Source organism: Staphylococcus sp. GDY8P119P (assembly GCF_017892075.1).
GTDB classification, from domain to species: domain Bacteria; phylum Bacillota; class Bacilli; order Staphylococcales; family Staphylococcaceae; genus Staphylococcus; species Staphylococcus ureilyticus.
This window is the reverse complement of sequence record NZ_JAESKJ010000004.1, coordinates 99,476-118,662: the sequence shown is the minus strand read 5'-3', so window position 1 is coordinate 118,662 and position 19,187 is coordinate 99,476. Positions and strand designations below refer to the sequence as shown.

At 27.5% G+C, this 19,187-nt stretch carries 33 protein-coding genes and 1 pseudogene; 24 read left to right on the top strand and 10 right to left on the bottom strand.

Features of this window, described 5'->3' with window-relative positions; translation table 11 throughout:
- Positions 1–136: 136 nt before the first annotated feature.
- Complete coding sequence (locus KA830_RS03360) at positions 137–451, bottom strand: DUF771 domain-containing protein (RefSeq protein ID WP_210123017.1); 315 nt, start codon at positions 449–451, stop codon at positions 137–139.
- Positions 452–903: 452 nt separating this feature from the next.
- Here KA830_RS03360 and KA830_RS03355 point away from each other — a divergent pair, with 452 nt between their 5' ends.
- The 5 genes and pseudogenes from KA830_RS03355 (at position 904) to KA830_RS03335 (ending at position 4,004) form a co-directional block, all read left to right on the top strand.
- A complete protein-coding gene (locus KA830_RS03355) occupies positions 904–1,050 on the top strand; it encodes a hypothetical protein (RefSeq protein WP_210123019.1) in 147 nt (48 codons plus the stop codon).
- Positions 1,051–1,104: 54 nt separating this feature from the next.
- A pseudogene (locus KA830_RS03350) lies at positions 1,105–1,698 on the top strand (terminase small subunit).
- 91 nt (positions 1,699–1,789) lie between these two features.
- The gene (locus tag KA830_RS03345; RefSeq protein WP_210123020.1) at positions 1,790–2,533 is read left to right on the top strand and encodes a hypothetical protein; all 744 of its coding nucleotides are present in this window, start codon (positions 1,790–1,792) and stop codon (positions 2,531–2,533) included.
- 160 nt (positions 2,534–2,693) lie between these two features.
- The gene (locus KA830_RS03340) at positions 2,694–3,428 is read left to right on the top strand and encodes a Cthe_2314 family HEPN domain-containing protein (RefSeq protein WP_210123022.1); all 735 of its coding nucleotides are present in this window, start codon (positions 2,694–2,696) and stop codon (positions 3,426–3,428) included.
- 3 nt (positions 3,429–3,431) lie between these two features.
- Complete coding sequence (locus KA830_RS03335) at positions 3,432–4,004, top strand: hypothetical protein (RefSeq protein WP_210123025.1); 573 nt, start codon at positions 3,432–3,434, stop codon at positions 4,002–4,004.
- A gap of 429 nt (positions 4,005–4,433) precedes the next feature.
- Here KA830_RS03335 and KA830_RS03330 read toward each other — a convergent pair whose 3' ends face one another.
- From KA830_RS03330 to KA830_RS03320, 3 genes are all read right to left on the bottom strand, one after another.
- Positions 4,434–4,667 carry a hypothetical protein gene (locus KA830_RS03330; protein ID WP_064264443.1) on the bottom strand — a complete coding sequence of 78 codons (234 nt, stop codon included), beginning with the start codon at positions 4,665–4,667 and terminating at the stop codon, positions 4,434–4,436.
- Positions 4,668–4,842: 175 nt separating this feature from the next.
- Positions 4,843–4,980 (bottom strand): hypothetical protein, encoded by a 138-nt coding sequence (locus tag KA830_RS03325; protein WP_204180565.1) that lies wholly within the window; start codon positions 4,978–4,980, stop codon positions 4,843–4,845.
- A gap of 1,158 nt (positions 4,981–6,138) precedes the next feature.
- Positions 6,139–6,354: a hypothetical protein gene (locus tag KA830_RS03320; RefSeq protein WP_204179745.1), complete on the bottom strand. Its 216-nt coding sequence runs from the start codon at positions 6,352–6,354 to the stop codon at positions 6,139–6,141.
- Positions 6,355–6,630: 276 nt separating this feature from the next.
- Between KA830_RS03320 and KA830_RS03315 the strand changes: the two genes are divergently transcribed.
- From KA830_RS03315 to KA830_RS03280, 9 genes are all read left to right on the top strand, one after another.
- A complete protein-coding gene (locus tag KA830_RS03315) occupies positions 6,631–7,176 on the top strand; it encodes a hypothetical protein (RefSeq protein ID WP_204179744.1) in 546 nt (181 codons plus the stop codon).
- A gap of 321 nt (positions 7,177–7,497) precedes the next feature.
- Positions 7,498–7,695, top strand: a complete 198-nt coding sequence (locus KA830_RS03310; protein WP_107359920.1) for a hypothetical protein — start codon at positions 7,498–7,500, stop codon at positions 7,693–7,695.
- Between the two features lie 145 nt (positions 7,696–7,840).
- Positions 7,841–8,008: a hypothetical protein gene (locus tag KA830_RS03305; protein ID WP_019469855.1), complete on the top strand. Its 168-nt coding sequence runs from the start codon at positions 7,841–7,843 to the stop codon at positions 8,006–8,008.
- Positions 8,005–8,145, top strand: coding sequence for a hypothetical protein (locus KA830_RS03300; RefSeq protein ID WP_019469856.1), 141 nt, complete (start codon positions 8,005–8,007; stop codon positions 8,143–8,145). Before KA830_RS03305 ends, KA830_RS03300 begins: the two co-directional genes overlap by 4 nt.
- 114 nt (positions 8,146–8,259) lie before the next feature.
- Positions 8,260–8,871, top strand: coding sequence for a stage II sporulation protein M (locus tag KA830_RS03295; RefSeq protein WP_204179743.1), 612 nt, complete (start codon positions 8,260–8,262; stop codon positions 8,869–8,871).
- Positions 8,872–9,112: 241 nt separating this feature from the next.
- Positions 9,113–9,235 carry a hypothetical protein gene (locus KA830_RS13785; RefSeq protein WP_259336415.1) on the top strand — a complete coding sequence of 41 codons (123 nt, stop codon included), beginning with the start codon at positions 9,113–9,115 and terminating at the stop codon, positions 9,233–9,235.
- A 90-nt stretch (positions 9,236–9,325) separates the two neighbouring features.
- Positions 9,326–9,775: a GNAT family N-acetyltransferase gene (locus KA830_RS03290; protein WP_064264438.1), complete on the top strand. Its 450-nt coding sequence runs from the start codon at positions 9,326–9,328 to the stop codon at positions 9,773–9,775.
- Between the two features lie 393 nt (positions 9,776–10,168).
- The gene (locus KA830_RS03285) at positions 10,169–10,489 is read left to right on the top strand and encodes a hypothetical protein (RefSeq protein WP_239436871.1); all 321 of its coding nucleotides are present in this window, start codon (positions 10,169–10,171) and stop codon (positions 10,487–10,489) included.
- A gap of 23 nt (positions 10,490–10,512) precedes the next feature.
- Positions 10,513–10,731: a hypothetical protein gene (locus KA830_RS03280; protein WP_064209648.1), complete on the top strand. Its 219-nt coding sequence runs from the start codon at positions 10,513–10,515 to the stop codon at positions 10,729–10,731.
- A gap of 219 nt (positions 10,732–10,950) precedes the next feature.
- Here KA830_RS03280 and KA830_RS03275 read toward each other — a convergent pair whose 3' ends face one another.
- From KA830_RS03275 to KA830_RS03260, 4 genes are all read right to left on the bottom strand, one after another.
- Positions 10,951–11,184 (bottom strand): hypothetical protein, encoded by a 234-nt coding sequence (locus KA830_RS03275; protein ID WP_046207085.1) that lies wholly within the window; start codon positions 11,182–11,184, stop codon positions 10,951–10,953.
- 22 nt (positions 11,185–11,206) lie between these two features.
- The gene (locus tag KA830_RS03270) at positions 11,207–11,344 is read right to left on the bottom strand and encodes a hypothetical protein (protein WP_176745325.1); all 138 of its coding nucleotides are present in this window, start codon (positions 11,342–11,344) and stop codon (positions 11,207–11,209) included.
- Positions 11,345–11,368: 24 nt separating this feature from the next.
- Positions 11,369–11,575: a hypothetical protein gene (locus tag KA830_RS03265; protein ID WP_046207084.1), complete on the bottom strand. Its 207-nt coding sequence runs from the start codon at positions 11,573–11,575 to the stop codon at positions 11,369–11,371.
- A gap of 64 nt (positions 11,576–11,639) precedes the next feature.
- Positions 11,640–11,840: a hypothetical protein gene (locus tag KA830_RS03260; RefSeq protein WP_204179742.1), complete on the bottom strand. Its 201-nt coding sequence runs from the start codon at positions 11,838–11,840 to the stop codon at positions 11,640–11,642.
- 189 nt (positions 11,841–12,029) lie between these two features.
- On the opposite strand from KA830_RS03260, the gene KA830_RS03255 reads away from it, so the two are divergent.
- The 6 genes from KA830_RS03255 to KA830_RS03225 all read left to right on the top strand — a co-directional run bounded on the left by KA830_RS03255 (position 12,030) and on the right by KA830_RS03225 (position 15,274).
- Positions 12,030–12,209 carry a hypothetical protein gene (locus KA830_RS03255; protein WP_192946380.1) on the top strand — a complete coding sequence of 60 codons (180 nt, stop codon included), beginning with the start codon at positions 12,030–12,032 and terminating at the stop codon, positions 12,207–12,209.
- Positions 12,210–12,360: 151 nt separating this feature from the next.
- Positions 12,361–12,540, top strand: a complete 180-nt coding sequence (locus KA830_RS03250) for a hypothetical protein (RefSeq protein ID WP_064263949.1) — start codon at positions 12,361–12,363, stop codon at positions 12,538–12,540.
- Positions 12,541–12,944: 404 nt separating this feature from the next.
- The gene (elxI1, locus tag KA830_RS03240) at positions 12,945–13,163 is read left to right on the top strand and encodes an epilancin biosynthesis-related protein ElxI1 (RefSeq protein WP_073345199.1); all 219 of its coding nucleotides are present in this window, start codon (positions 12,945–12,947) and stop codon (positions 13,161–13,163) included.
- A 558-nt stretch (positions 13,164–13,721) separates the two neighbouring features.
- On the top strand, positions 13,722–13,973 hold the full coding sequence (locus KA830_RS03235) for a GlsB/YeaQ/YmgE family stress response membrane protein (protein ID WP_064209642.1): 252 nt from the start codon (positions 13,722–13,724) through the stop codon (positions 13,971–13,973).
- A 130-nt stretch (positions 13,974–14,103) separates the two neighbouring features.
- On the top strand, positions 14,104–14,634 hold the full coding sequence (locus KA830_RS03230; protein WP_046207078.1) for a hypothetical protein: 531 nt from the start codon (positions 14,104–14,106) through the stop codon (positions 14,632–14,634).
- A 151-nt stretch (positions 14,635–14,785) separates the two neighbouring features.
- On the top strand, positions 14,786–15,274 hold the full coding sequence (locus KA830_RS03225; RefSeq protein ID WP_064209641.1) for a GNAT family N-acetyltransferase: 489 nt from the start codon (positions 14,786–14,788) through the stop codon (positions 15,272–15,274).
- A 145-nt stretch (positions 15,275–15,419) separates the two neighbouring features.
- On the opposite strand, the gene KA830_RS03220 is transcribed toward KA830_RS03225, so the two are convergent.
- Both KA830_RS03220 and KA830_RS03215 read right to left on the bottom strand, forming a co-directional pair.
- Positions 15,420–15,605: a helix-turn-helix transcriptional regulator gene (locus KA830_RS03220; RefSeq protein WP_081254284.1), complete on the bottom strand. Its 186-nt coding sequence runs from the start codon at positions 15,603–15,605 to the stop codon at positions 15,420–15,422.
- A gap of 12 nt (positions 15,606–15,617) precedes the next feature.
- Positions 15,618–15,941, bottom strand: coding sequence for a hypothetical protein (locus tag KA830_RS03215; RefSeq protein ID WP_046207075.1), 324 nt, complete (start codon positions 15,939–15,941; stop codon positions 15,618–15,620).
- 225 nt (positions 15,942–16,166) lie between these two features.
- On the opposite strand from KA830_RS03215, the gene KA830_RS03210 reads away from it, so the two are divergent.
- The 4 genes from KA830_RS03210 to KA830_RS03195 all read left to right on the top strand — a co-directional run bounded on the left by KA830_RS03210 (position 16,167) and on the right by KA830_RS03195 (position 19,117).
- Complete coding sequence (locus tag KA830_RS03210) at positions 16,167–16,355, top strand: hypothetical protein (protein WP_046207074.1); 189 nt, start codon at positions 16,167–16,169, stop codon at positions 16,353–16,355.
- 201 nt (positions 16,356–16,556) lie between these two features.
- Positions 16,557–17,873, top strand: a complete 1,317-nt coding sequence (locus tag KA830_RS03205) for a LysM peptidoglycan-binding domain-containing protein (protein ID WP_204179740.1) — start codon at positions 16,557–16,559, stop codon at positions 17,871–17,873.
- 139 nt (positions 17,874–18,012) lie between these two features.
- The gene (locus KA830_RS03200) at positions 18,013–18,708 is read left to right on the top strand and encodes a hypothetical protein (protein ID WP_204179739.1); all 696 of its coding nucleotides are present in this window, start codon (positions 18,013–18,015) and stop codon (positions 18,706–18,708) included.
- A 172-nt stretch (positions 18,709–18,880) separates the two neighbouring features.
- Positions 18,881–19,117 (top strand): hypothetical protein, encoded by a 237-nt coding sequence (locus tag KA830_RS03195; protein WP_204179738.1) that lies wholly within the window; start codon positions 18,881–18,883, stop codon positions 19,115–19,117.
- Positions 19,118–19,187 lie beyond the last annotated feature (70 nt).

The following is a 19,187-nucleotide window of genomic DNA, read 5'->3' as shown; positions in this document are numbered from 1 at the left end:
TTAAGTATTACTAATAATCATTTGTGTTAACTAATTAAAAAATTAATTAAATCAGACTATATTATTACCTTTATTCTAATAATTTTGGTAGGGACGTTAAAAGTATATACTTATTTCATCTTATAGTCACCTATAGCTAATATGATTTTCCATGTATCTCTTCAAAATGTTCATTGATATATTGATTCATTTTTCTAGCGTTGAATCTCCAACGGTTAAAATTTTTATCTGGATAATGTACTATCCCATTTTTTCTCAGTGTCTTTTCATGTCTAGGATGATAAAGTAATTTATCTTTTACGGTACTATCTGATGACATTTTTATTTTCCTCTTTAAATCTTTCATATCCCATACAGGATCTAATGTCAGTTCTTCTAATTCTTGGTAGTGTGATTTTTCAATTAATACATAATCTTCTGGTATTGGAACAGTAACTTGTAATGTCTGCATCTAAATCACTCCATTTGATTCAATAGTCTATATAAAATTCAATTTAATGTGTATCTCACAACCTTAAAATAGGGCGTACGTGTACAAAGACACGTAGTGGATGCTGTTATTCCTTATTTTTCTTTTTCTCTTTAACAAACTCCTTAATATACAAGTAACCATCGAGCATTGTACTTAATATGAAATTTATAACTTTAATTACTATACCTACAATATACTCCACAGTAATGCTCCTTTGTGTGGGGGATTATTCATTTTCTGATTGTGATGCGTCTTGTGGAATTTAAAATGCAACATTCTTTTTAACTTCCAAGGATTTAATTATTGATTTTCGTAAACTCTCTTAAGAATATTTTTTACAACATTATATATCATTTGCTTATCTTTATCAGTCAAGGAATGATTGAAGTATTCATTATAAATTAAATAATACTGAAAATACTTTAGGGAAATTGAAAAAAGCTTGTGAGTTAGATGATGAGTTTATAGAAGCAATCGAACAATCTGTTGTAGCAGATATTAAAGCGAATATGCCAAAAAACGAAAAGAGTTCAGGGGATAAAATACTTGATCTTGCTAAGAGAAATAGAAAAATTTAATAATATTAAAATTAGGCTAGGGTAACACCTAGTCTTGAAATAAGAGGTGATTATATGAGTGATTTAAACCCAAGACAAGAGAAATTTGTAACTGAATATCTAAAGACCCTAAACTTAACACAATCGGCTATCAAAGCAGGCTATAGCACACAGAGTGCTCATACCCAAGGTCATAGACTACTTAAGAATGAAAAGATAGCAAATTATATAAATGAAGTTAAGAGCCAAGTTATTGATGATAACGTGCTTTCTGCGAATGAAATACTGCATCTATTATCTAATGCAGCAGTAGGAGAAGAAACGGAAATGAAAGAGGTCGTTACTAAACGTGGTGAATATGTCAAAAATCCAGATACAGGCAAATACAACATTATCTATAATGAGAGTGTTGAGATGGTGGAAGTACCTATTAAGATAAGTGATCGTTTAAAAGCGCGTGATTTGTTAGGTAAATACCATGTCTTATTTACAGATAAAAAAGAAATGACTGGAAACACACCATTTGTTATTGAAATAGGTGAATGGGATAGTGATGATGAATAATTGGATAAGGAAATAGAACAAGCTACTGACAAGTATACAGGTAGGACAGTAATTATTGATGATGTTCCGTTGAAGGATATGCGAATTAAGTGCCAAATCATTTAATTGATATTAAATTTTGATGAAAGCTTGCAATTATAGTTAATTATAACTTAACCTATGTATAAGATATGTACATATAACAGAGGGGATATTTATGACTGTATTTGGCGTGAGCATAACTTTAGTAGGTACAATTTTAACGATTTTCAATACTTTTTCAGCTAGAAAATGGAAGAAAAGAAATTTTGAATACCAAAAGCAAATGGATAATTATAAAAAAGAGATAGAAGAAGCAAATCAAAATTATATCAAGAATTTAAATAATAAAAAAGAATTAACTGATTTTATAAACAATTTTGTTAAATTAGGTTATAGCACTGTAATGTCTTCAATTAGTTTTTTATATACCTTAGAATATGTAGTTAGTAACCTTCCTAAGAATAATGAGCATATTGAAATTTCTAAAATAGAAGAATTATTACAAAAGCATTTTGATATAAAAAAAGATGTGATGATACTTAAAACTGATACAACACATTTGTATTTGCATTCTAAGGATGATACTGAAATCGCATTGATTGGAGGTACTTTTAACGAAATTTATTTTTTGAACGATTTTATTGAGATACAGTTAATGAAACATTATAACCGTGAAAAAATTAATAATAAGAAAATGCTTAATGATATAAAAAGAGCTTTATCGTCTTCAGATAGAGTATTGGAAATTATGAATAGATTAGACTCTGCTTTGGTTAATAAAATCAATATCCTATATTCAGATAATGAAGGTGATGGCACCATGACCTTTGTAACGGGTACTGAATATTTTAAATGGTATTTTCCTGAATACCCAGACAAAGTTAAAAAAATAAATATAAGAGACTTTAAAAATTTATAGTAATGTAATTTATGTCTAAAAGAGTACAAATAGTTATATTTCCACCCATCAGCAGAAGTGTTGGTGGGTGTTTTTATGTAGGGAATAAATATATGACTACTACCTTTGAGAATGCATGTAGGTTATTATTAAAAGTACATAAATTGAAAGGGGAAAAGCTATGAATTTGTGGGGGAATCTAGATGAAGATAAATTAGATTATTATCATCAAATAGTTAATAAAAAGTTTTTTGAAGTATATGATGTTTTAAAATTAATGAATAATGATGTTTTAAAAGAATGGGGGTTAGATAGAGAAACAGAATATAATGATGAATCCAGTTTTTTTAAAGCATTGAAATTTCAAATTGGTGATGAAAAAGTAGTTTTTATAAGAAATGCACAAAGGTTATGTGCAGATATAGTCAACACATATTGCAAAATATTAGTACATAGAGATAATATAAATGGCATGTATGATTTAACTGATGATTTTAATGCTGAAAAATATTGGTTTGAATACAACGCTCAGTATGCAATTAGACTAATTAGTACCTTAAATGACTATTTATATAGATATATAAACTTAGTAAATCAGTTTGAAATCAACCCCAAATCTACGTTTAAAAATGATGTAGTGAAAAAATTAGAAGAGTATAAAAGAAGAAATGTAGTTATAGCATTGGGAAAAAATAGCAAATTGCTAGATAATTATAGAAACGATATTACACATAATTATAATGTTTTTATAAATGGAGCGCTAAAAGTTACCAAAGGAAAAAATTCAGAGTTCGTAGGCAGAAAGAATAATGATATAAATTCTATTGATCAATTTATAAATGATTTTGAAAAATTCATCACTTTTATAGTATTAAAGTATAAAAATGTATATAAAGAGAACTCGAAAGAAGGGTAAGCAATGAATGAATTTATCAATGTTTTAATTTCAGGTCTTGTTGCTGCGATTGTTACTGGTGTATTAAATGTTTGGAATACTAACAAAACGATACATGCGCAAGTAGTTTCGAAAGCTCGTCATGAATGGATACAAGAAGTTAGGAATTTGATAAGCGAATATATAAGTGAAATAGAACATCTGAAATATAATATTAATATGGAATACCAAACTAACGGAAATAAATTTTCTCTCCCTATAATAAATCAGAGTAATAAAAAGTTTAAAAGTTTAACTATATTAAAAAATAAAATTTTTTTACACTTTGGCCAAACTAAAACATATAGAACTTGGTATTTAAAAAAAGTAACCAAAAATGATGAGGATAATATACACTTTAATAAACTTGTAGATAATGTGAATGATAATATGGAGAGCTATATTAATTTAGTTTTTGAATTAATAAATAGTAGATCAGTAAGTGAAAAAGAAATGGATTTAGCTTATGATAAAGTTACTATGGATTTGTCTTTATTAAATGGTGAAGCTTCAAATTATCTTAAAAGCGAATGGTATAAAACTAAAAAAATGAAATAATATAAACTAATCAATGTTAATTAAAAAAGGGCGAAAAAAGGGCATAATTTTGATAATAAGGGCAAGGGTATGAATAAGAAAATAGATTAAATAGCTCAAAAATGTCTTTACAAAAGTGTTTTGAACATTGATGATTATTCATAAAATAGTAATATATAAAAGAAGAACAATAATAGATATTGTATCTGAAAACCCCGTAGGCTAAGGCTTGCGGGGTATTTTTTGTGCGTTTGGATCGAAAAAGGCAGGATGTGAAAATTCTAACTTCCAAAATACATAATTAAAAACAAACCAATTAATAATATAATTCTTGTAGTAGATTCATTTGTTATCTCTACATATAAAAATAATAAAGGGAGACGATTTACCCATGAAGAAAATCATTTGTCATTTAATAAATCAAACTTTGACTTGTTCATTTTTTCAGAACTATTCGTCATCTTCCAATAAATTAGCGACATTAACAGTTATCTCTTTTGTAACAGGGTTGATACTTACATCTTCGCTGTAGCCTAAAGATTTTATTTGCATGAAATCATTTTTTATTTTCAACGCTATTTCAACGCGTTGAAATCCTTGTAAAATTAATAATGTATCGTCATTAACAACGACATCATGTGAACCTTTTCCATTTATAGTGACATTCCAATTATTAAACTGCATTCTTTAATTCCTCCTTGTTATTTACTACTTCTCTTTCTTAAAGCTAAATGCTAAAAAAGATATACTAATAACCAAAAATAAAGGCATTATGGTAATAGATAATACTAGAAATGTCATTGCGAAAACAAAGTACGTTTCATCTACTTTATATTTACCGAATCTAATAATATTCCTCCTATTTACGCTTCTCAAATCCGTATATTAAGCAAATTACAAATACTACAAAAACTGCTGGTACAAATATAGATACTAATAAAAGTGGTATGGACATAATTAAATAGTTGTAATCGTATTTGCATGTACCTATTTTCATAATATCCCTCCCTTTATTTACTTTCCTTATCATTTCTTCTGCGTTTTAAATATGATTTGATTTCTAATATTAGAATAAGTATAAAAACAATTAAACTGAGTATTGAAAAGCTCAAAAAGATTATACTATCTTTAGTTAATATATTATGAATTGATAAAATGATAAAAAATATAATTATAGGTAAAGATGATAAGTCTTCTGATTTGAACGTTTTAGAATTTTTGTGTATCATCTTATCTTCTTTTTTTCTGGAAACAATTAGTAATAAAATAGAATTTATTAAAATTAAAAGGATAAGTAATATTGCCACAGTCAAATTAATAGTATTGAAATAATCTAATATTAACAGGAGTATCAATAGGACAAGATTAATTATGTGATGTATATACAATGGCTTGTTCATTACCTACTCCCCTTTCAACGCTATTTAATTAAAATTTCATTATGTATCTCGCAACCATAAAATAGGACGTTCGTGTGAAAAGACACGTAGTAAATGGTTAATCCTTATTCTTTTTTCTCTCTTTAATGAACTCTTTAAAATACAAGTAACCATCGAGCATTGTACTTAATATGAAGCTTATTGCTTTAATTACTATACCTATAATGTACTCCACAGCGATACCCCTTTGTAAACGTAATAGGTATTATTATATTTTGCGTACGTATGATAGGACACAGTTATTGCTGCTATTCTTTTTTCTCATCGGCTTTCTTATCCTTGCGTCTAAACATCTTACTCAATAACTTTGATGTTTCCTGTTCAAATATGCTTACTATAGCTACAATTATATCTATTATTTTGATTATGATTCCTATAAGTATATCCATAATAACGCTCCTTTATGTAAGTAATGGGTACGATTTATTGGATTTTTGTTTGATCATTGAATTTTAAAATCCATAAAATTGAAGAGGTCAACAAAACTTTTCTAGCATTTTGTTAATTTACGAGCTAATGCACTAAAATGGAGCATCTGTCTATTATTAGAATATGGCTAGATAACCAAAACACAAAAAGTCTGATTGCATTAGTAAAAAAATAATAATTGACAATATCAAAAAATGTAAAAGCGCAAGTTTATCAAAATGCCATTCCCAAAAAGTTGGTATTTATAGAAATATTTTATTTAATCAGTAATAAGGTTTTAAAGTAACTTATTTAAAATAACTTAAGTAGATTGCAATAATAACGAAAATTACAGCAATAATACTATGTACCAATAAATTCCAATAGAATAACTTTTTAGTCATCGGTTTGAAGTTGTTACGTTTTACCCGTCTATTATTTTCCCAACGATATATAGATGCCCAAAAGTAAGCGTATACAAGTATAACAATGATTCCTAACATTATCGCAACAGGTAAGCTCATTATTAATCACCTTTTTGTATAAGGATAGCATGGAAATATTTAATTGTTAACAATGTAAAAATGAACGTTAGTTCTTGGAATGATACTGTGTTATTACTGTTTAATGAATGTAGTGTTAGAGGTTTATAAATGTTGAGGAGCTATCGTTCATACACAACAAAAAACTAATTTTTACACTACCTTAATTGAAATGAATTTTAATTTTGTTAAACTTATTTTGGGGATGTTATTTATATAGTAATTTGGGAGAATTATTATATAAAAGGAGATTTAATATTGAATAAGCAAATTAAAAAAATATTAACTGCTAGTGTAGCTACTGCGATTCTATCTGGTCCTGTATATTTTACTATTGATTCTGGTAAAGCTAATGCTGAAACTAGAAGTGAAATAGATAAAGAAATGAATCAAAGAAAAGCGATTGGTGATGCACTATTAAAAGAGATTGATAATAGTAAAAGTGATTTTAAAGATCCGGCAGTTGCTGACAGGCTAAAAGGCCAAGTGAAAAATTATAGAGATGGTCTAGCTGAAAGAGGAAAAGCTACAATGACTGCAAAAGCAGGAGCTCAAGCAATTAGAGCTACTGTAAATAAAGTCGGTGAAAAGGCATGGAATAAATTGGTAAAGAAAATAGAAAATACAACTGGTACTAAACTCGTTATGTTCCATTATCAAAGTATCAATAAATTTTGTGATATTTTAACAGGTTTTGAAGGCAACTTAGCAGATGGCATAGCGAATGGGTTAACTAATAACTTTGGTTTTAATAAACAATTTGCATATGTTGTTGCTAGAGCATTTATAGCAATTGTTTTGTAGGTTTTACATATGAGTAATAATAAAAAAATTTATCTAATATTTTTAGTAATAACATTTATAATTTATATTTCTTTGCCAATTATTTTTGATGATAATTCTTTTAACATACGTTTATTTGCCATATTCCCATTATTATTTTTTGGTGCATTTTTATTTTCTTCTAACTCTAATAATAAAAAGTAATGAAAATACTTCTGTTTAATATTTCTTTACACTAAGGCAATTTAAATAAATATTTAGCCTACTCCATAGATTTGTGGAGTGGGTTTCTCTTAATATTAATATTTAGCTTTTATATAATAAGAAATGAAGGTGTTTGTATTGCCTAAATCACAACAAGTAATATTAGCAATTTTATTAGTATTAATAGGTTTTAATATTTTCTTACCTATAATAGGTGCAATTTTTAAAATTGAAATTTTAGAGTTTGGCTCAATTTTTATAAAGGTACTTGATAGCATAACTTTAATGGTTGCAATCATCTTTGTATACAGACAAATTAAACGTAAAGGTTTATGAATAGAAGTATGTAGCCCAATACTTTTGATATGAGGAGTGGTATGTAGGATAAACATCTATGTACTTGACCTATTTTTTATATTTATATTCTGAATAAGATTAAATAAACTGAAATAAAGGTTTCTAGAAGGGAGTATTTTAGTCTATGAAATTAAGTCAATGGATAATTTGTATAGTGACTGGAGGATTAATTTTTTTAGTTTCCTTTTATATGGGAGATATGAATTTTTGGCCATCTTTGATTAATGGGTTAATAGGGTTTGTAGGATCTGTTTTTGTAGGAGAAGGTTTAAAAAAAGGTGGAAAATTATGAAGAAAAAAGATTTGAAAATTTTAAAGATTACTTTCTCTGGGTTAACAGCTATTTTATTTTATATTTCTGGATTATGGATTGTTAGTGCTTTCTTTGCTTTACTGTCATTGTATTTTATGGATGAAAAAAAGAAATGAGTTATATGTATAATACAATTCTAAACATCAATACGTGCTGCTGTAGGTTGTTCATATTTCTAATATGTTAGTTTGTGTTTGGTTGTGAACTACACAAAATGCAAGGAGAAGTCTATGTTTGTTATTGATAAAGGTTTTATTATTAGAACTTTAAAAATATTTTTATTTAGTCTGAGTATAATGATCTTAACAATTGTAATTACATATAGTATCGATATGAATGTGGAAGCAATGATTAAAGGTATAGATAACGATATATCTCGTTCTGTTAAACAATCTTCAGGACTAGGTGCAGTTATTATATATATCGTAAATAATGGTTTTATAGTTCCACTACAAATGTTCCTGCTTTCACTAATACCTATTCAATTTTTATATTTCTTTAATTTGATATATAGTTCTGTATTGCCAGGTATTGTGATTGGTATTTTATTAAAAATTGATTTTTATAAAGCTATAGCCAATATCATATCTGTATTTCCTCATACTACACTAGAAATTTTAGGTTTCTGTATATTTGCAAGTGTATTGTTTCAACTAAATAAATCAATTCGAAGTAAAATCAGAGAGCTATTTAAAAAGAATGGTGAAAGAACATCAATAATAAAATCACTTTATAATACAATTAAAATCTATATATTTGTAGTGATACCAGTAATAGTATTAGCAGCAATTTGTGAAGAATATTTAAGAAAAATTTTATATTCTCTTCTTTCAGTTATATAAATAACTCACCATTAGCAGAAATATTGATAAGGGGTTGTATCTAAAAATTCGTAGAGTTTGAGAGTTAATAAATTTTGTATATAAAAGCAATAGAACAGAGATACATGAAATTAATTAGCAATATCTTAGAAGCAACAAAATAGAAGATAATGTTCACTTAAAAAATAAAGTAATATTTATACTAAATGTGTGATTATTTTATGGGGAAATAAGGTATCTATATAGTAAAGGGGAATGCTGTATGGACATAATTGGAAAAATATTAACATTTGTAATGAATACATTTTCTAACTTTGCAGGTAGTGGCTCCTTGATTGAGGATATTAAAAAAAGATTTAAAGAAAATTCAAAAAAAGAAAATTAGCTATTTCCACCCATCAGTATAATTTCTGAAGGGTGTTTTCGTATTATATTTAAAAAGCACAAAAAATAACGTTTTGAAAGAGTGATCATTATGATTGAAAAGTTGAAATCTGTAGGTGAAGCACCGATTGAACTTCTTTTGCTGGCAGACCCATCAAAAAATTTAATTTTAAATTATTTAAAAAAAGGAGAATGCTTTGTATATAAAGAAAATAATGAAGTTTTAGGGTGCTATGTATTACAAAAAATTAATCAAGATAAAATTGAATTAGTTAACATAGCAGTACTAGAATCTAAACAGAAAATGGGGATTGGTAAAAAGTTGTTAGCAAATGCTTTTGAATATGCCAAGAAGAATGGTTACAAAAATATCGAGGTTGGAACAGGTAATTCTAGTATTGGGCAAATTATATTTTATCAAAAAATGGGTTTTAGAATGCGTAATATAGATGTAGGGTTTTATGATAGAAATTATAATGAAAAAATTTATGAAAATGGAATATTGTGTAGAGATATGATTCGTTTTATAAAGGAATTATAATGTGACTTTTAGGAAGATCTCATAACTTTACAATTGAAATACAGACTAATTTTACACAATATAAATTTAATCTAGGGTATGTTAGTATGAAATCATATTTAAAACAATATTTATAAGGACTTTTATATGAAATTTCTTAGAAAGGTGTTTGCAACTATCGCATCATTTATTGTAGATGTTATTGGAGGTAGCTATTTAGCAGATATCACTTTTTTTGAATAAGATTTATTACAAGAAAGATAATAAAACTAAGAAGAAGGACTGAATTTACGATGACAATTTGGTTTTCAATATTGGGAATGTGGTTTTGCATCGGAATTGCATTTTTAGCCATTTATTTAAATAAGAAAAATAATAAAAATTAATGAGTAACAGAACACATAAATTTGAAAAATGAAAGGCTGGGTTTATTTGGTTTTTATATACATAATTTTATCAGCTATTTTACTTTATTATGCAATTAAATACGGTATTAGAGATGGTTTAATTGATCATGATGCTAATAAAGAAAAACTTATCTATTTAAATAAAAGTGCAAATTTAGTTGAAGAAATTGGATATTTATATAGTACGATGGCTCAAGAAGACGAATCTAAAGCTAAGAGCATATATGATAGGTCACTAGATGTATTATTGTCTGAAGTGGAACCTAATGAAAAGTACAATACTATGATTGAACTAAAAAAACAGATAATCAATTTGAAAGATGGATAAATTATTATTAGGAGATGAATAAAATGGATATACTAAAAATTATATTTTTAATTTTAGTTGTGATTTCACTCGTGATTTTTATTGGTTATTCTATTTTTACTTTTTATTATATTTTAAGTAAAAAGAAAAATGAAATGTCTGATAATGAATATCAAGAAAAACTTAAAAAGGTAGGAATAACAAATGTTATAATTCTTATTGTGGTGGTTCTAGTTACTATTGTTTACACTTTGATTCCTTGATTAATAATAAAAAGGTATAAATATATTTATTTAATAAAGTTTGATATAAAACATACGTAATATTAAGGAAAAAAGGCATAACTTTGATAATAAAGACAAGGATATGCATAATAAATCATATTAAATTGCTTATAAAAGCTATTTAACAGTGTTTTAAGTTTTTTAAGTGAACTTTCTATAATTTCATTATTGTTGAAGTTTGTATAGTGATGATTTAGATTAATCGTCATCATCTAATAAATTTGTAACATTTACAATGATTTCTCTTGTATCAACATTAAACGAGACATCATTTCCATAACTTAGTGATTTAACTTTTATAGTATCATTTTCCAATTTTAAATATAGGGCAACGTGTTGATAGTTTTCTAAAATAACTAGTGTATCTTCGTCTCTGACTATATTATATGATCCTTTGCCATTAATTGTAACTGTCCAATTATTGAATTCCATTATACCAATCTCCTTTTATATACTATGTTTCTTTTTCTAATCCTAAAATAACCATTAACACAACTGAAATGAGCATGAATGGTACAAAAATAGATGTTATTAAAAATCCGCCAATCACGATTAGGTAAAATTCATCAATTTTATATTTGCCAAATTGCATCATAACACTCCTCGTAAAGTTATATTACTTCTTGTTATAATCATCTATCGTAACGCCATCCTTTTCTATTTTTTTCGTACTAGCCCGTATTAATAAAATTGCATTACCCATAAAAAGTACTGCTAATATTAATGAAGTGGTAAATCCACTAATGTTTGTATAATTAAAAATTATGAGTGTTATCATTAAAATGATATTAATTGTATGGTGTATAGCCATTCTCTTATTCACTTTCTTCGCCCCTTAGATATTGATTCTCTATTTTTAAAATTTGGATTCAAAAATTTGTAATGAACTACCCAGCATTATTGTATTTTGACTCGAAATCCATGAGTGCAATAGTATAATTTTTCCACCATGAATCTTTTTGATAATATTCTAAAAGTACTTTTAATTCCATAATGCTATATGTAACTGTGCAATCTGAAAATATCAAAGGATAAGATAGTGTATGTCCTTCATACCAAAAACCCATATCATCAATTAATCTATTCAAATTATGTCAACTCCTAGAGTACTTTGGGTGTGTTGCTGTTTGTTCATATAACTTTGATGTATTTAAGTATCATATTGCTTAAATCATATATATGAATTAAAAATTTTTATTTTTTTGATGGATACTACATATGCTTTATAAAAAGTATGTTAACATTGAAATAATATTATAACAAAAAGGGGTATTTATATGTGGAATAATATTGAGATAATTGTTTCTTTTGTTATATTTGTAGGTGCGCTCATATTTGCTGTTTATTCATTTTACAATAATTCTATTACAGTTGGCGTTGGTGCTTTAATTGTGACTACAGTAAATATCTATTACATGATTAAGGCATTAAGAGCTAAAAGAGAAGATAATTACTAAGTGTAGATAGTGTATTAAAGAAATATAGAGACATTTGGATAATTCAGCACATTATTAATAAATTAACTCAATATATAAATTTATGTAAATACGAGTGAAATATTTTTCTAAAAGTATTAGTTCAACAGGAGTGAGAAATTTGAGGAATAATATGGATATGGGTTTTATGATTGCTAATTTTATGAATATAATTTTAGTATTATTATTTGCTTTTGGTACATTCAATCATCTTAATGTTTTTCTTACCGTGATTTTTGCAATAATAACTGTTTTAAATGCAGGCTTTTTGCTTTATAAAAGTATTGAAATTTCAAAGAAAAGTAACCGTTAAAAGGCTTAACTAAAGTGTTTTCTACCTTTATAGTCCACTCACAGAAATTTAAAAAACATAAATACTAATCTTAAGTATTTTAAAATGAATGTTCATATTGCATTTGGGAGGCATTTTATGAATCATGAAAATAATAAGAAAAAATATAAGACAATAGAAGTGATAGCAAACACTTTTGGCATAGTAGCTTTGATCTTAGTATTTGCCTCATTGATTCTAGCTTTGATCTTTGAATGAAAATTTTTGGACTATGTTGTTAACGGGTCTGGTATACTTATTATACTAAGTTTAATCATAGGTGCGATACCACACGTTATGGAAAAAAATATCAAGAAAATCATTTTTGATTTTCTCTTTATCGTAATTATAGCGTTTATTTTTTATAACTTATAAGGGGGCTATACATGAAACTTATCACTAAAATTTTAGATGTTTTAGTATGGATATGCGTTATTTTATTGTTTAGTAAGTATATTGTTAAATATGCGAATATGATGTTTGATTGGAATTTAAGATGGTATTTTCTTGAAGATATACCTCATTTAGCATTGATATTATTTATTTTACTATTTGTATTTGCAGTACCTTCTGAAATGATAAAAGACAAACATAATAATGAATAAAGTCATACATCATATTTTTGTGTTATTTGAAAAGAAAATTTGGAATGATTTTGAAGATATTAGCCATTTTTTTATAAATCGATCTCTTTCTAGCGCTATATTTAGGTGAAATGTATAGTGGTTTGAAACAAAAAAACTGTATCAAATCAATGTTTTGAAAGGTATCAAATTCAATGATACATATAGAGAAGTTTATAATATAGCTGTCTATCATTATAGTTATAACCCTTTATTGCATTAAATGAAAAAATAAAATTATAAGATGAAATCAAGCACATGTTACAAATTTAAGATTTACATTACTGTCATGTAGTTTTATAATTAGTTTTGCATGCCCACGGGTGTGCGAAAATGAGGAGATGGGTTTTCTGTGTGCCCTTGGGCATGCAGAAGATTCATAACTCCCGTTATAAGGCCCCTTTTATTAGGGGTCTTTTTGTATTTAAAAATATTGATTACCATTTACGTAAATAAAGTAATTGTGGTATTGTATTTTCATGTTGATTATCGTAATATTCATGTGTTTAAAAATATACAAATAAAAAGGAGTTTATGCATATGAGTTTTATAATAATGATCATTGTAGGTGGCCTAATCGGCTGGATTGCAGGTGCTATCGTAGGTAAAGATATTCCAGGAGGTATCATTGGTAATATTGTTGCTGGTCTAATTGGTTCTGCGATTGGTAGTAGATTACTTGGTACTTGGGGCCCAGTATGGGGTGGTGTACCAATTTTCCCAGCATTGATTGGGTCAATTGTATTTATATTTATCGCTTCACTTATTATTAGTGCGCTAAGAAAAAAATAATTAAGATAAATCGACTTATAAAAAGTTAGAAAAAATTTTTATTATAACGGGTAGAAATTATGATCTTTTTTGTGAAATTATTACGATAATCAACGACCATCTCTCAATGGTAATATAAAGGTGGTTTAGTATGATAAACATTATTTCAGCTATTGGTTCTATTGGAACTTTTATAATGGCACTATTTTATTTTGTTTCAGTTTCAATACAACTGTACCAAATGAAAATAAGTTTTATTCCTGCGCTTGGATTTAATCAAATTTTACTTTCTTTAGATAAAGATAATCAATTACAAATGATTAATACAAGTTCTGATTCTGTTGAACACCAAGATTATTTGAAAATTTTTAATCTAGGTGGCGGAGCAGCAAAAGATATTAAGATTGAAATTATTCTTAATGAAGATAACGTAATTCAAAAGAAATATGTAAGTATATTACCAAGTAAAGAAGGTTATTTATTACCAATTAATAAAGATGTTTTTGATGAATTGCAAAGTACCATTCAAAATAATGGTTATGAATCTAATTTAAATATTAGAATTAATTATTATCATAACGTTAGTAGAAAAGTAAAAACAATCATGTTAAATGGTAAATTAGATAGATTTAATACGTATGATGAAAAAGAACTTTATGAATTACAATTTATTAATAAATAATATTATTTGTGCTTTGTGCATATATAAATATTTTTATAAAAAACACTCATTAGATAACTTTAGGGTTATGGTGAGTGTTTTTGTTATGTTTTATGACATAGATTTGCTGTAGATATACTTTGAATATACAATGTAATAGAGGTGAAACGATATGATACGACAAGCACGACAATCAGATTTACAATCGATTTTAAGTATATATAATCATGCAATATTAAATACGACTGCAGTTTATACATATGAGCCAGTAACCATTGAAGAAAGAGAAACTTGGTTTCATACAAAATTAGAGCAAGCTGAACCCATTTTTGTATATTTAAAAGATGGCCAAGTTGTTGGATTTGCAACATATGGTGCGTTTAGAAATTGGCCAGCATATCAATATACTGTAGAACATTCGATTTATGTTGACCCAGAAACTAGAAATGAAGGTGTAGCTTCACAACTTTTAGTTAAATTAATTGAAGAAATTAAAAACAGAAATTATAAGACAATTGTTGCAGGTATTGACGCATCAAATACTGCTAGCATTAAATTGCATGAAAAATATGGTTTTGAATTATGTGGAACTATAAAAAGTGTCGGTTATAAATTTGACAGATGGTTAGATTTAGCTTTTTATCAATTGATATTGAAATAATTATGTTTAAAGCCAACGATGCTATTTTAGAGCAAGTAAATAAAGTATTATAGAAATTGTGCCGGACATGATGTTAGATAAGTTATTTTAATCGTTTGGTAAGTCAGTGGAAACATTTTGCGATACGTATTAGCATCAATGCCAATTAGCTAAACAAATCATCAACGGTAGTATCGAGCATTGATGCCAGTTTAAATGCTAAAGATAATGATGGATCATATTTATTATTTTCAATCGCATTAATGGTTTGTCTAGAAACGCCAAGTGATTGACTAAGTTTTAATTGAGAAATGGCCTTCTGCTTGCGATAATATTTGATTTTGTTTTTCATTTTATCTTCCTTTTATGTATATTTACGTTTTACGTAAAAATAGTTCATAATCGTTAATATGAAAATAATGATAATGACGGATAGCTCTGGATAAGTTGAAAAAAAGCTGTGATTAAAGTCCCATACATTAATTATACGCAATATAAATGTTAAGAGTAGGGCGTGTATTGTCCAAACGCAAGTTCTAGCAAGTACTTCTGTGAATATTTTACTTTGCCTTTCGTCATATTGATGATTAGCTTGGTCAGATATCTCTGAAGGTAAAAATTTATGTGACAGTATCGTCCAGCTGACTGTAAATAATAAAACAACAATAAAAATGATGAATAATTTCATAATGATGCCTCCATGAGTAGAAAATTTTTCATTTTCAACATAAAAAACATGTGCTTAAATGTCAAATGTTTTTGACATTTTTAAATAGAAAATAAAAGTGCTCGTTAGTTTAATAAGTAGAAAGGGTATGGATAAATAAATAATATGACCTTTTCATAAGAGATTTTTAGGTTTTTGTAGTGATACGGTTTGAAAATCTTATTCATATGACTTGGGGTGATTGTGATGGCTGTGTTTGCCTTGTTATTTCATTTAGTCTGTTTAATTATTGTTTTAATCGCAGGTTTTAAAGCATTAAAAGAGTTCAGAAAACCTATGAACCAACGTAATCAAAGAAAAATTGATTCCATTTTAGTACTTGTGTTAGTGGTGGCTTTGATTGCGATACTGTCTAGTGTTTTTACAGATATTTAATAAAATGTCGTTGCTCAAGTGAGCGACGGCTTTTAATTTTGTTTTAGAAACGGTAAATGTCGTTAATATGAAGTATAAAATAATATTTCATTTTGTAATTAATTCAATATTAATATAGAATGAATTAAAGAAGTTTTGTAAATGAAATTTTTTGCTACTTAATAGTAAACGGATTAATATTTTATTCAAGGAGATGTCGTTATGAAGTTTAGATTTAGTGTTTCATTGTTGTTGGTTTCAAGTTTATTATTGTCACAAACTGCAATGGCAGCACAAGAAAATAAAAGCACTCAGGATACAAAGAAAAATGATACACAAAATAAAGAAAATACGAGTAAAGCCATTGATTATGAAAAAGCTCAAAAAATGAGTCCGCAACAATTGAAAAATGCATTAACACCAGGAGATTTAAAGTTACATAATAAAGATGGTGAACGTCAAAATACTGAAATGAGAAGTTTTTCAGCAAATCGAGCATATCAAGATGTAAATACATACATAGCAAATAATAATATAAAGCCAGCTAAAATCGTACAAGATTCTAGAATGAATAACTTACCCAAGTATAATTATAAATCTGGCAAATATATCGGTGTAGTAATTCATGAAACGGCCAATCCAAACAGTACAATTGATGGTGAGGTAAATTACATGTACAACAATTATAATAGTGCATTTGTACATGCGTATGCGGGTAGCGATAAAATTGTGCAGACTGCGCCAAGTCAATATTTAGCTTGGGGTGCAGGTGCTAACGCTAATCCATATTTTTATCAAATTGAATTAACAAGATCAAACACATTTGATGGTTTTGCAAGATCAGTTAATAACCAAGCATATTTAACCGCAAAAATGTTGAAAGCCAATGGGCTACAACCTTCGCTTGCTGACAATAATCAAGGGACAGGCACAATTATAAGTCACAATGCGGTAAGTCAATATTGGGGTGGTTCAGACCATTCAGATCCGATTGGTTATTTCGGACAATGGGGATATAATATGAACCAGTTTTACAGTTTAGTACAAAAACACTATAAATCTCTATCAGGTGGTAGTAGTGATGGAGCAATTACTGGTAGCACTTATAAAGTATCAAAAGGTGATACGCTTTATAGTATTTCGAGAAGAAGTGGCGTTTCAATAGATAATATTAAGAAATGGAATAAATTAACGAGTAACACACTTTCTGTAGGACAAGTACTAAAGTTAAAAAATCCTAACACACCAAGTGATTCCATTACTGGAGATTCACATAAAGTGGTTGAGGGAGACACACTTTATAATATTTCAAAACGAAGTAGAGTGAGTGTAGCAAACATAAAAAAATGGAATCATTTAAAGTCTGATAATATTAGTAAAGGACAAATTTTATATCTAGTTAAGACATATACGGTTAAAAAAGGTGATACTTTATACAGTGTTGCTAAAAATCAAGGTACTACTGTAGATAAAATTAAAAAGGATAACAAGTTGAGTTCTAATAGTTTGAAAGTAGGGCAAATTTTAAAAATAAAATAGAAGTATTGCATATAAACGAGCAAGTCTTAATGGACTATGCTCGTTTTTTAATACATTAAAAAACGATTTTTGAATATAATTGTGAACGTCATAGTTTCGTGTTACTTTAATAATATAAAATCATAGGTGGGTATAGATAATGAAAAAAATCAGTTTAATACTGTCATTGTTATTTTTATCAGTGATTTTGACAGCATGTGGTAACAACGAAAAAAATAGTGATGATGTTGAGCGAAGCAGTAATACAAACAAACAAGATGAAGACAATGATCAGCGTGAGGAACGACAATCTACAGAACAAAGTGAAACAAAAAAGGATCAGTCGTTACCTCAAGATTCAACTGCTGAAAATGACAACAATACAGATTCAAAAGCTAAAAAGAAAAACGATAATGTTTCAAAAAAGAAAAATGACGATAATAGTACAAGTTATTTAACAGGTTTAAGTGCTTCAGAGATCGAATACGCACGTGTTTGGCATCAACTAGGCATGATTAAAGATGTCAAAAATATTTATGTCAAAAAATATCCAAAAGGGTCGCCAGTAAATGAAAATGCGGAAAAAAGCGCAAAATATCCTGAGGATGTTGTTAAATTAGAAGCACCAATGAAAGTGGGTGGCTCAATAACATATAGTAGTAATGGGGATGGAACTATTAATATTTATAAAAAAATTCCTTACAGATGGGAGACAAGCACATCTTCGAACCCTGAGGATGTTTATCAAGACACTAAAAATGCAGTTGAGCAAGATGTAGAAACAGTTGAAGTTAATGCAACAGACAATGCACAAATCAAAAAGTTAGCTCAAAGTATACAATTGGTTAATGAATGATGCTTTGTGGTATAAAGTAAAGAACAATTTTGAAGTGATTTGATCATGGCATCAACAATTCTAACTATTTTATGATTTTGTATAGTGTGATACATTACATGTAATCGTAATTAGGAAATTGTTCGCATACGATATATAGCTCGTAACTTTAAATTTAGTTGAGATGAGACGCATGTTAACTAAAGGTATTAAATATCCATATGGTAAATTCTTTTTTGATGTGATTGGTATTTTATGTGCGATAAGCGTATTTGCGATCATATTTGTTAATGGTTTTACCAACAGTCAATCTGGTAACTTTAGTTTAGGATTCGAAATAACTGGTACACATATGATAATGATGAATATTTTGGTATTAGTGACAATGATTTGTGCAATAACATCAACAATTTTAAGAAGAGTAAAATAGTGTGATACGGGTTTGATTAGATTGTACTGAAACGAATATTTATGTGAAGTAGAAACAGACCAGAAATTAA

Excerpts from the sequence above, each read along its gene's own strand:
- KA830_RS03360 (WP_210123017.1), bottom strand. The coding sequence starts at position 451 with ATGCAGACATTACAAGTTACTGTTCCAATACCAGAAGATTATGTATTA.
- KA830_RS03345 (WP_210123020.1), top strand. The coding sequence starts at position 1,790 with ATGACTGTATTTGGCGTGAGCATAACTTTAGTAGGTACAATTTTAACG.
- KA830_RS03340 (WP_210123022.1), top strand. The coding sequence starts at position 2,694 with ATGAATTTGTGGGGGAATCTAGATGAAGATAAATTAGATTATTATCAT.
- KA830_RS03335 (WP_210123025.1), top strand. The coding sequence starts at position 3,432 with ATGAATGAATTTATCAATGTTTTAATTTCAGGTCTTGTTGCTGCGATT.
- KA830_RS03330 (WP_064264443.1), bottom strand. The coding sequence starts at position 4,667 with ATGCAGTTTAATAATTGGAATGTCACTATAAATGGAAAAGGTTCACAT.
- KA830_RS03325 (WP_204180565.1), bottom strand. The coding sequence starts at position 4,980 with ATGAAAATAGGTACATGCAAATACGATTACAACTATTTAATTATGTCC.
- KA830_RS03320 (WP_204179745.1), bottom strand. The coding sequence starts at position 6,354 with ATGAGCTTACCTGTTGCGATAATGTTAGGAATCATTGTTATACTTGTA.
- KA830_RS03305 (WP_019469855.1), top strand. The coding sequence starts at position 7,841 with ATGAAATTAAGTCAATGGATAATTTGTATAGTGACTGGAGGATTAATT.
- KA830_RS03300 (WP_019469856.1), top strand. The coding sequence starts at position 8,005 with ATGAAGAAAAAAGATTTGAAAATTTTAAAGATTACTTTCTCTGGGTTA.
- KA830_RS03295 (WP_204179743.1), top strand. The coding sequence starts at position 8,260 with ATGTTTGTTATTGATAAAGGTTTTATTATTAGAACTTTAAAAATATTT.
- KA830_RS13785 (WP_259336415.1), top strand. The coding sequence starts at position 9,113 with ATGGACATAATTGGAAAAATATTAACATTTGTAATGAATACATTTTCT.
- KA830_RS03290 (WP_064264438.1), top strand. The coding sequence starts at position 9,326 with ATGATTGAAAAGTTGAAATCTGTAGGTGAAGCACCGATTGAACTTCTT.
- KA830_RS03285 (WP_239436871.1), top strand. The coding sequence starts at position 10,169 with ATGAAAGGCTGGGTTTATTTGGTTTTTATATACATAATTTTATCAGCT.
- KA830_RS03280 (WP_064209648.1), top strand. The coding sequence starts at position 10,513 with ATGGATATACTAAAAATTATATTTTTAATTTTAGTTGTGATTTCACTC.
- KA830_RS03275 (WP_046207085.1), bottom strand. The coding sequence starts at position 11,184 with ATGGAATTCAATAATTGGACAGTTACAATTAATGGCAAAGGATCATAT.
- KA830_RS03270 (WP_176745325.1), bottom strand. The coding sequence starts at position 11,344 with ATGCAATTTGGCAAATATAAAATTGATGAATTTTACCTAATCGTGATT.
- KA830_RS03255 (WP_192946380.1), top strand. The coding sequence starts at position 12,030 with ATGTGGAATAATATTGAGATAATTGTTTCTTTTGTTATATTTGTAGGT.
- KA830_RS03250 (WP_064263949.1), top strand. The coding sequence starts at position 12,361 with ATGGATATGGGTTTTATGATTGCTAATTTTATGAATATAATTTTAGTA.
- elxI1 (WP_073345199.1), top strand. The coding sequence starts at position 12,945 with ATGAAACTTATCACTAAAATTTTAGATGTTTTAGTATGGATATGCGTT.
- KA830_RS03235 (WP_064209642.1), top strand. The coding sequence starts at position 13,722 with ATGAGTTTTATAATAATGATCATTGTAGGTGGCCTAATCGGCTGGATT.
- KA830_RS03230 (WP_046207078.1), top strand. The coding sequence starts at position 14,104 with ATGATAAACATTATTTCAGCTATTGGTTCTATTGGAACTTTTATAATG.
- KA830_RS03225 (WP_064209641.1), top strand. The coding sequence starts at position 14,786 with ATGATACGACAAGCACGACAATCAGATTTACAATCGATTTTAAGTATA.
- KA830_RS03220 (WP_081254284.1), bottom strand. The coding sequence starts at position 15,605 with ATGAAAAACAAAATCAAATATTATCGCAAGCAGAAGGCCATTTCTCAA.
- KA830_RS03215 (WP_046207075.1), bottom strand. The coding sequence starts at position 15,941 with ATGAAATTATTCATCATTTTTATTGTTGTTTTATTATTTACAGTCAGC.
- KA830_RS03210 (WP_046207074.1), top strand. The coding sequence starts at position 16,167 with ATGGCTGTGTTTGCCTTGTTATTTCATTTAGTCTGTTTAATTATTGTT.
- KA830_RS03205 (WP_204179740.1), top strand. The coding sequence starts at position 16,557 with ATGAAGTTTAGATTTAGTGTTTCATTGTTGTTGGTTTCAAGTTTATTA.
- KA830_RS03200 (WP_204179739.1), top strand. The coding sequence starts at position 18,013 with ATGAAAAAAATCAGTTTAATACTGTCATTGTTATTTTTATCAGTGATT.
- KA830_RS03195 (WP_204179738.1), top strand. The coding sequence starts at position 18,881 with ATGTTAACTAAAGGTATTAAATATCCATATGGTAAATTCTTTTTTGAT.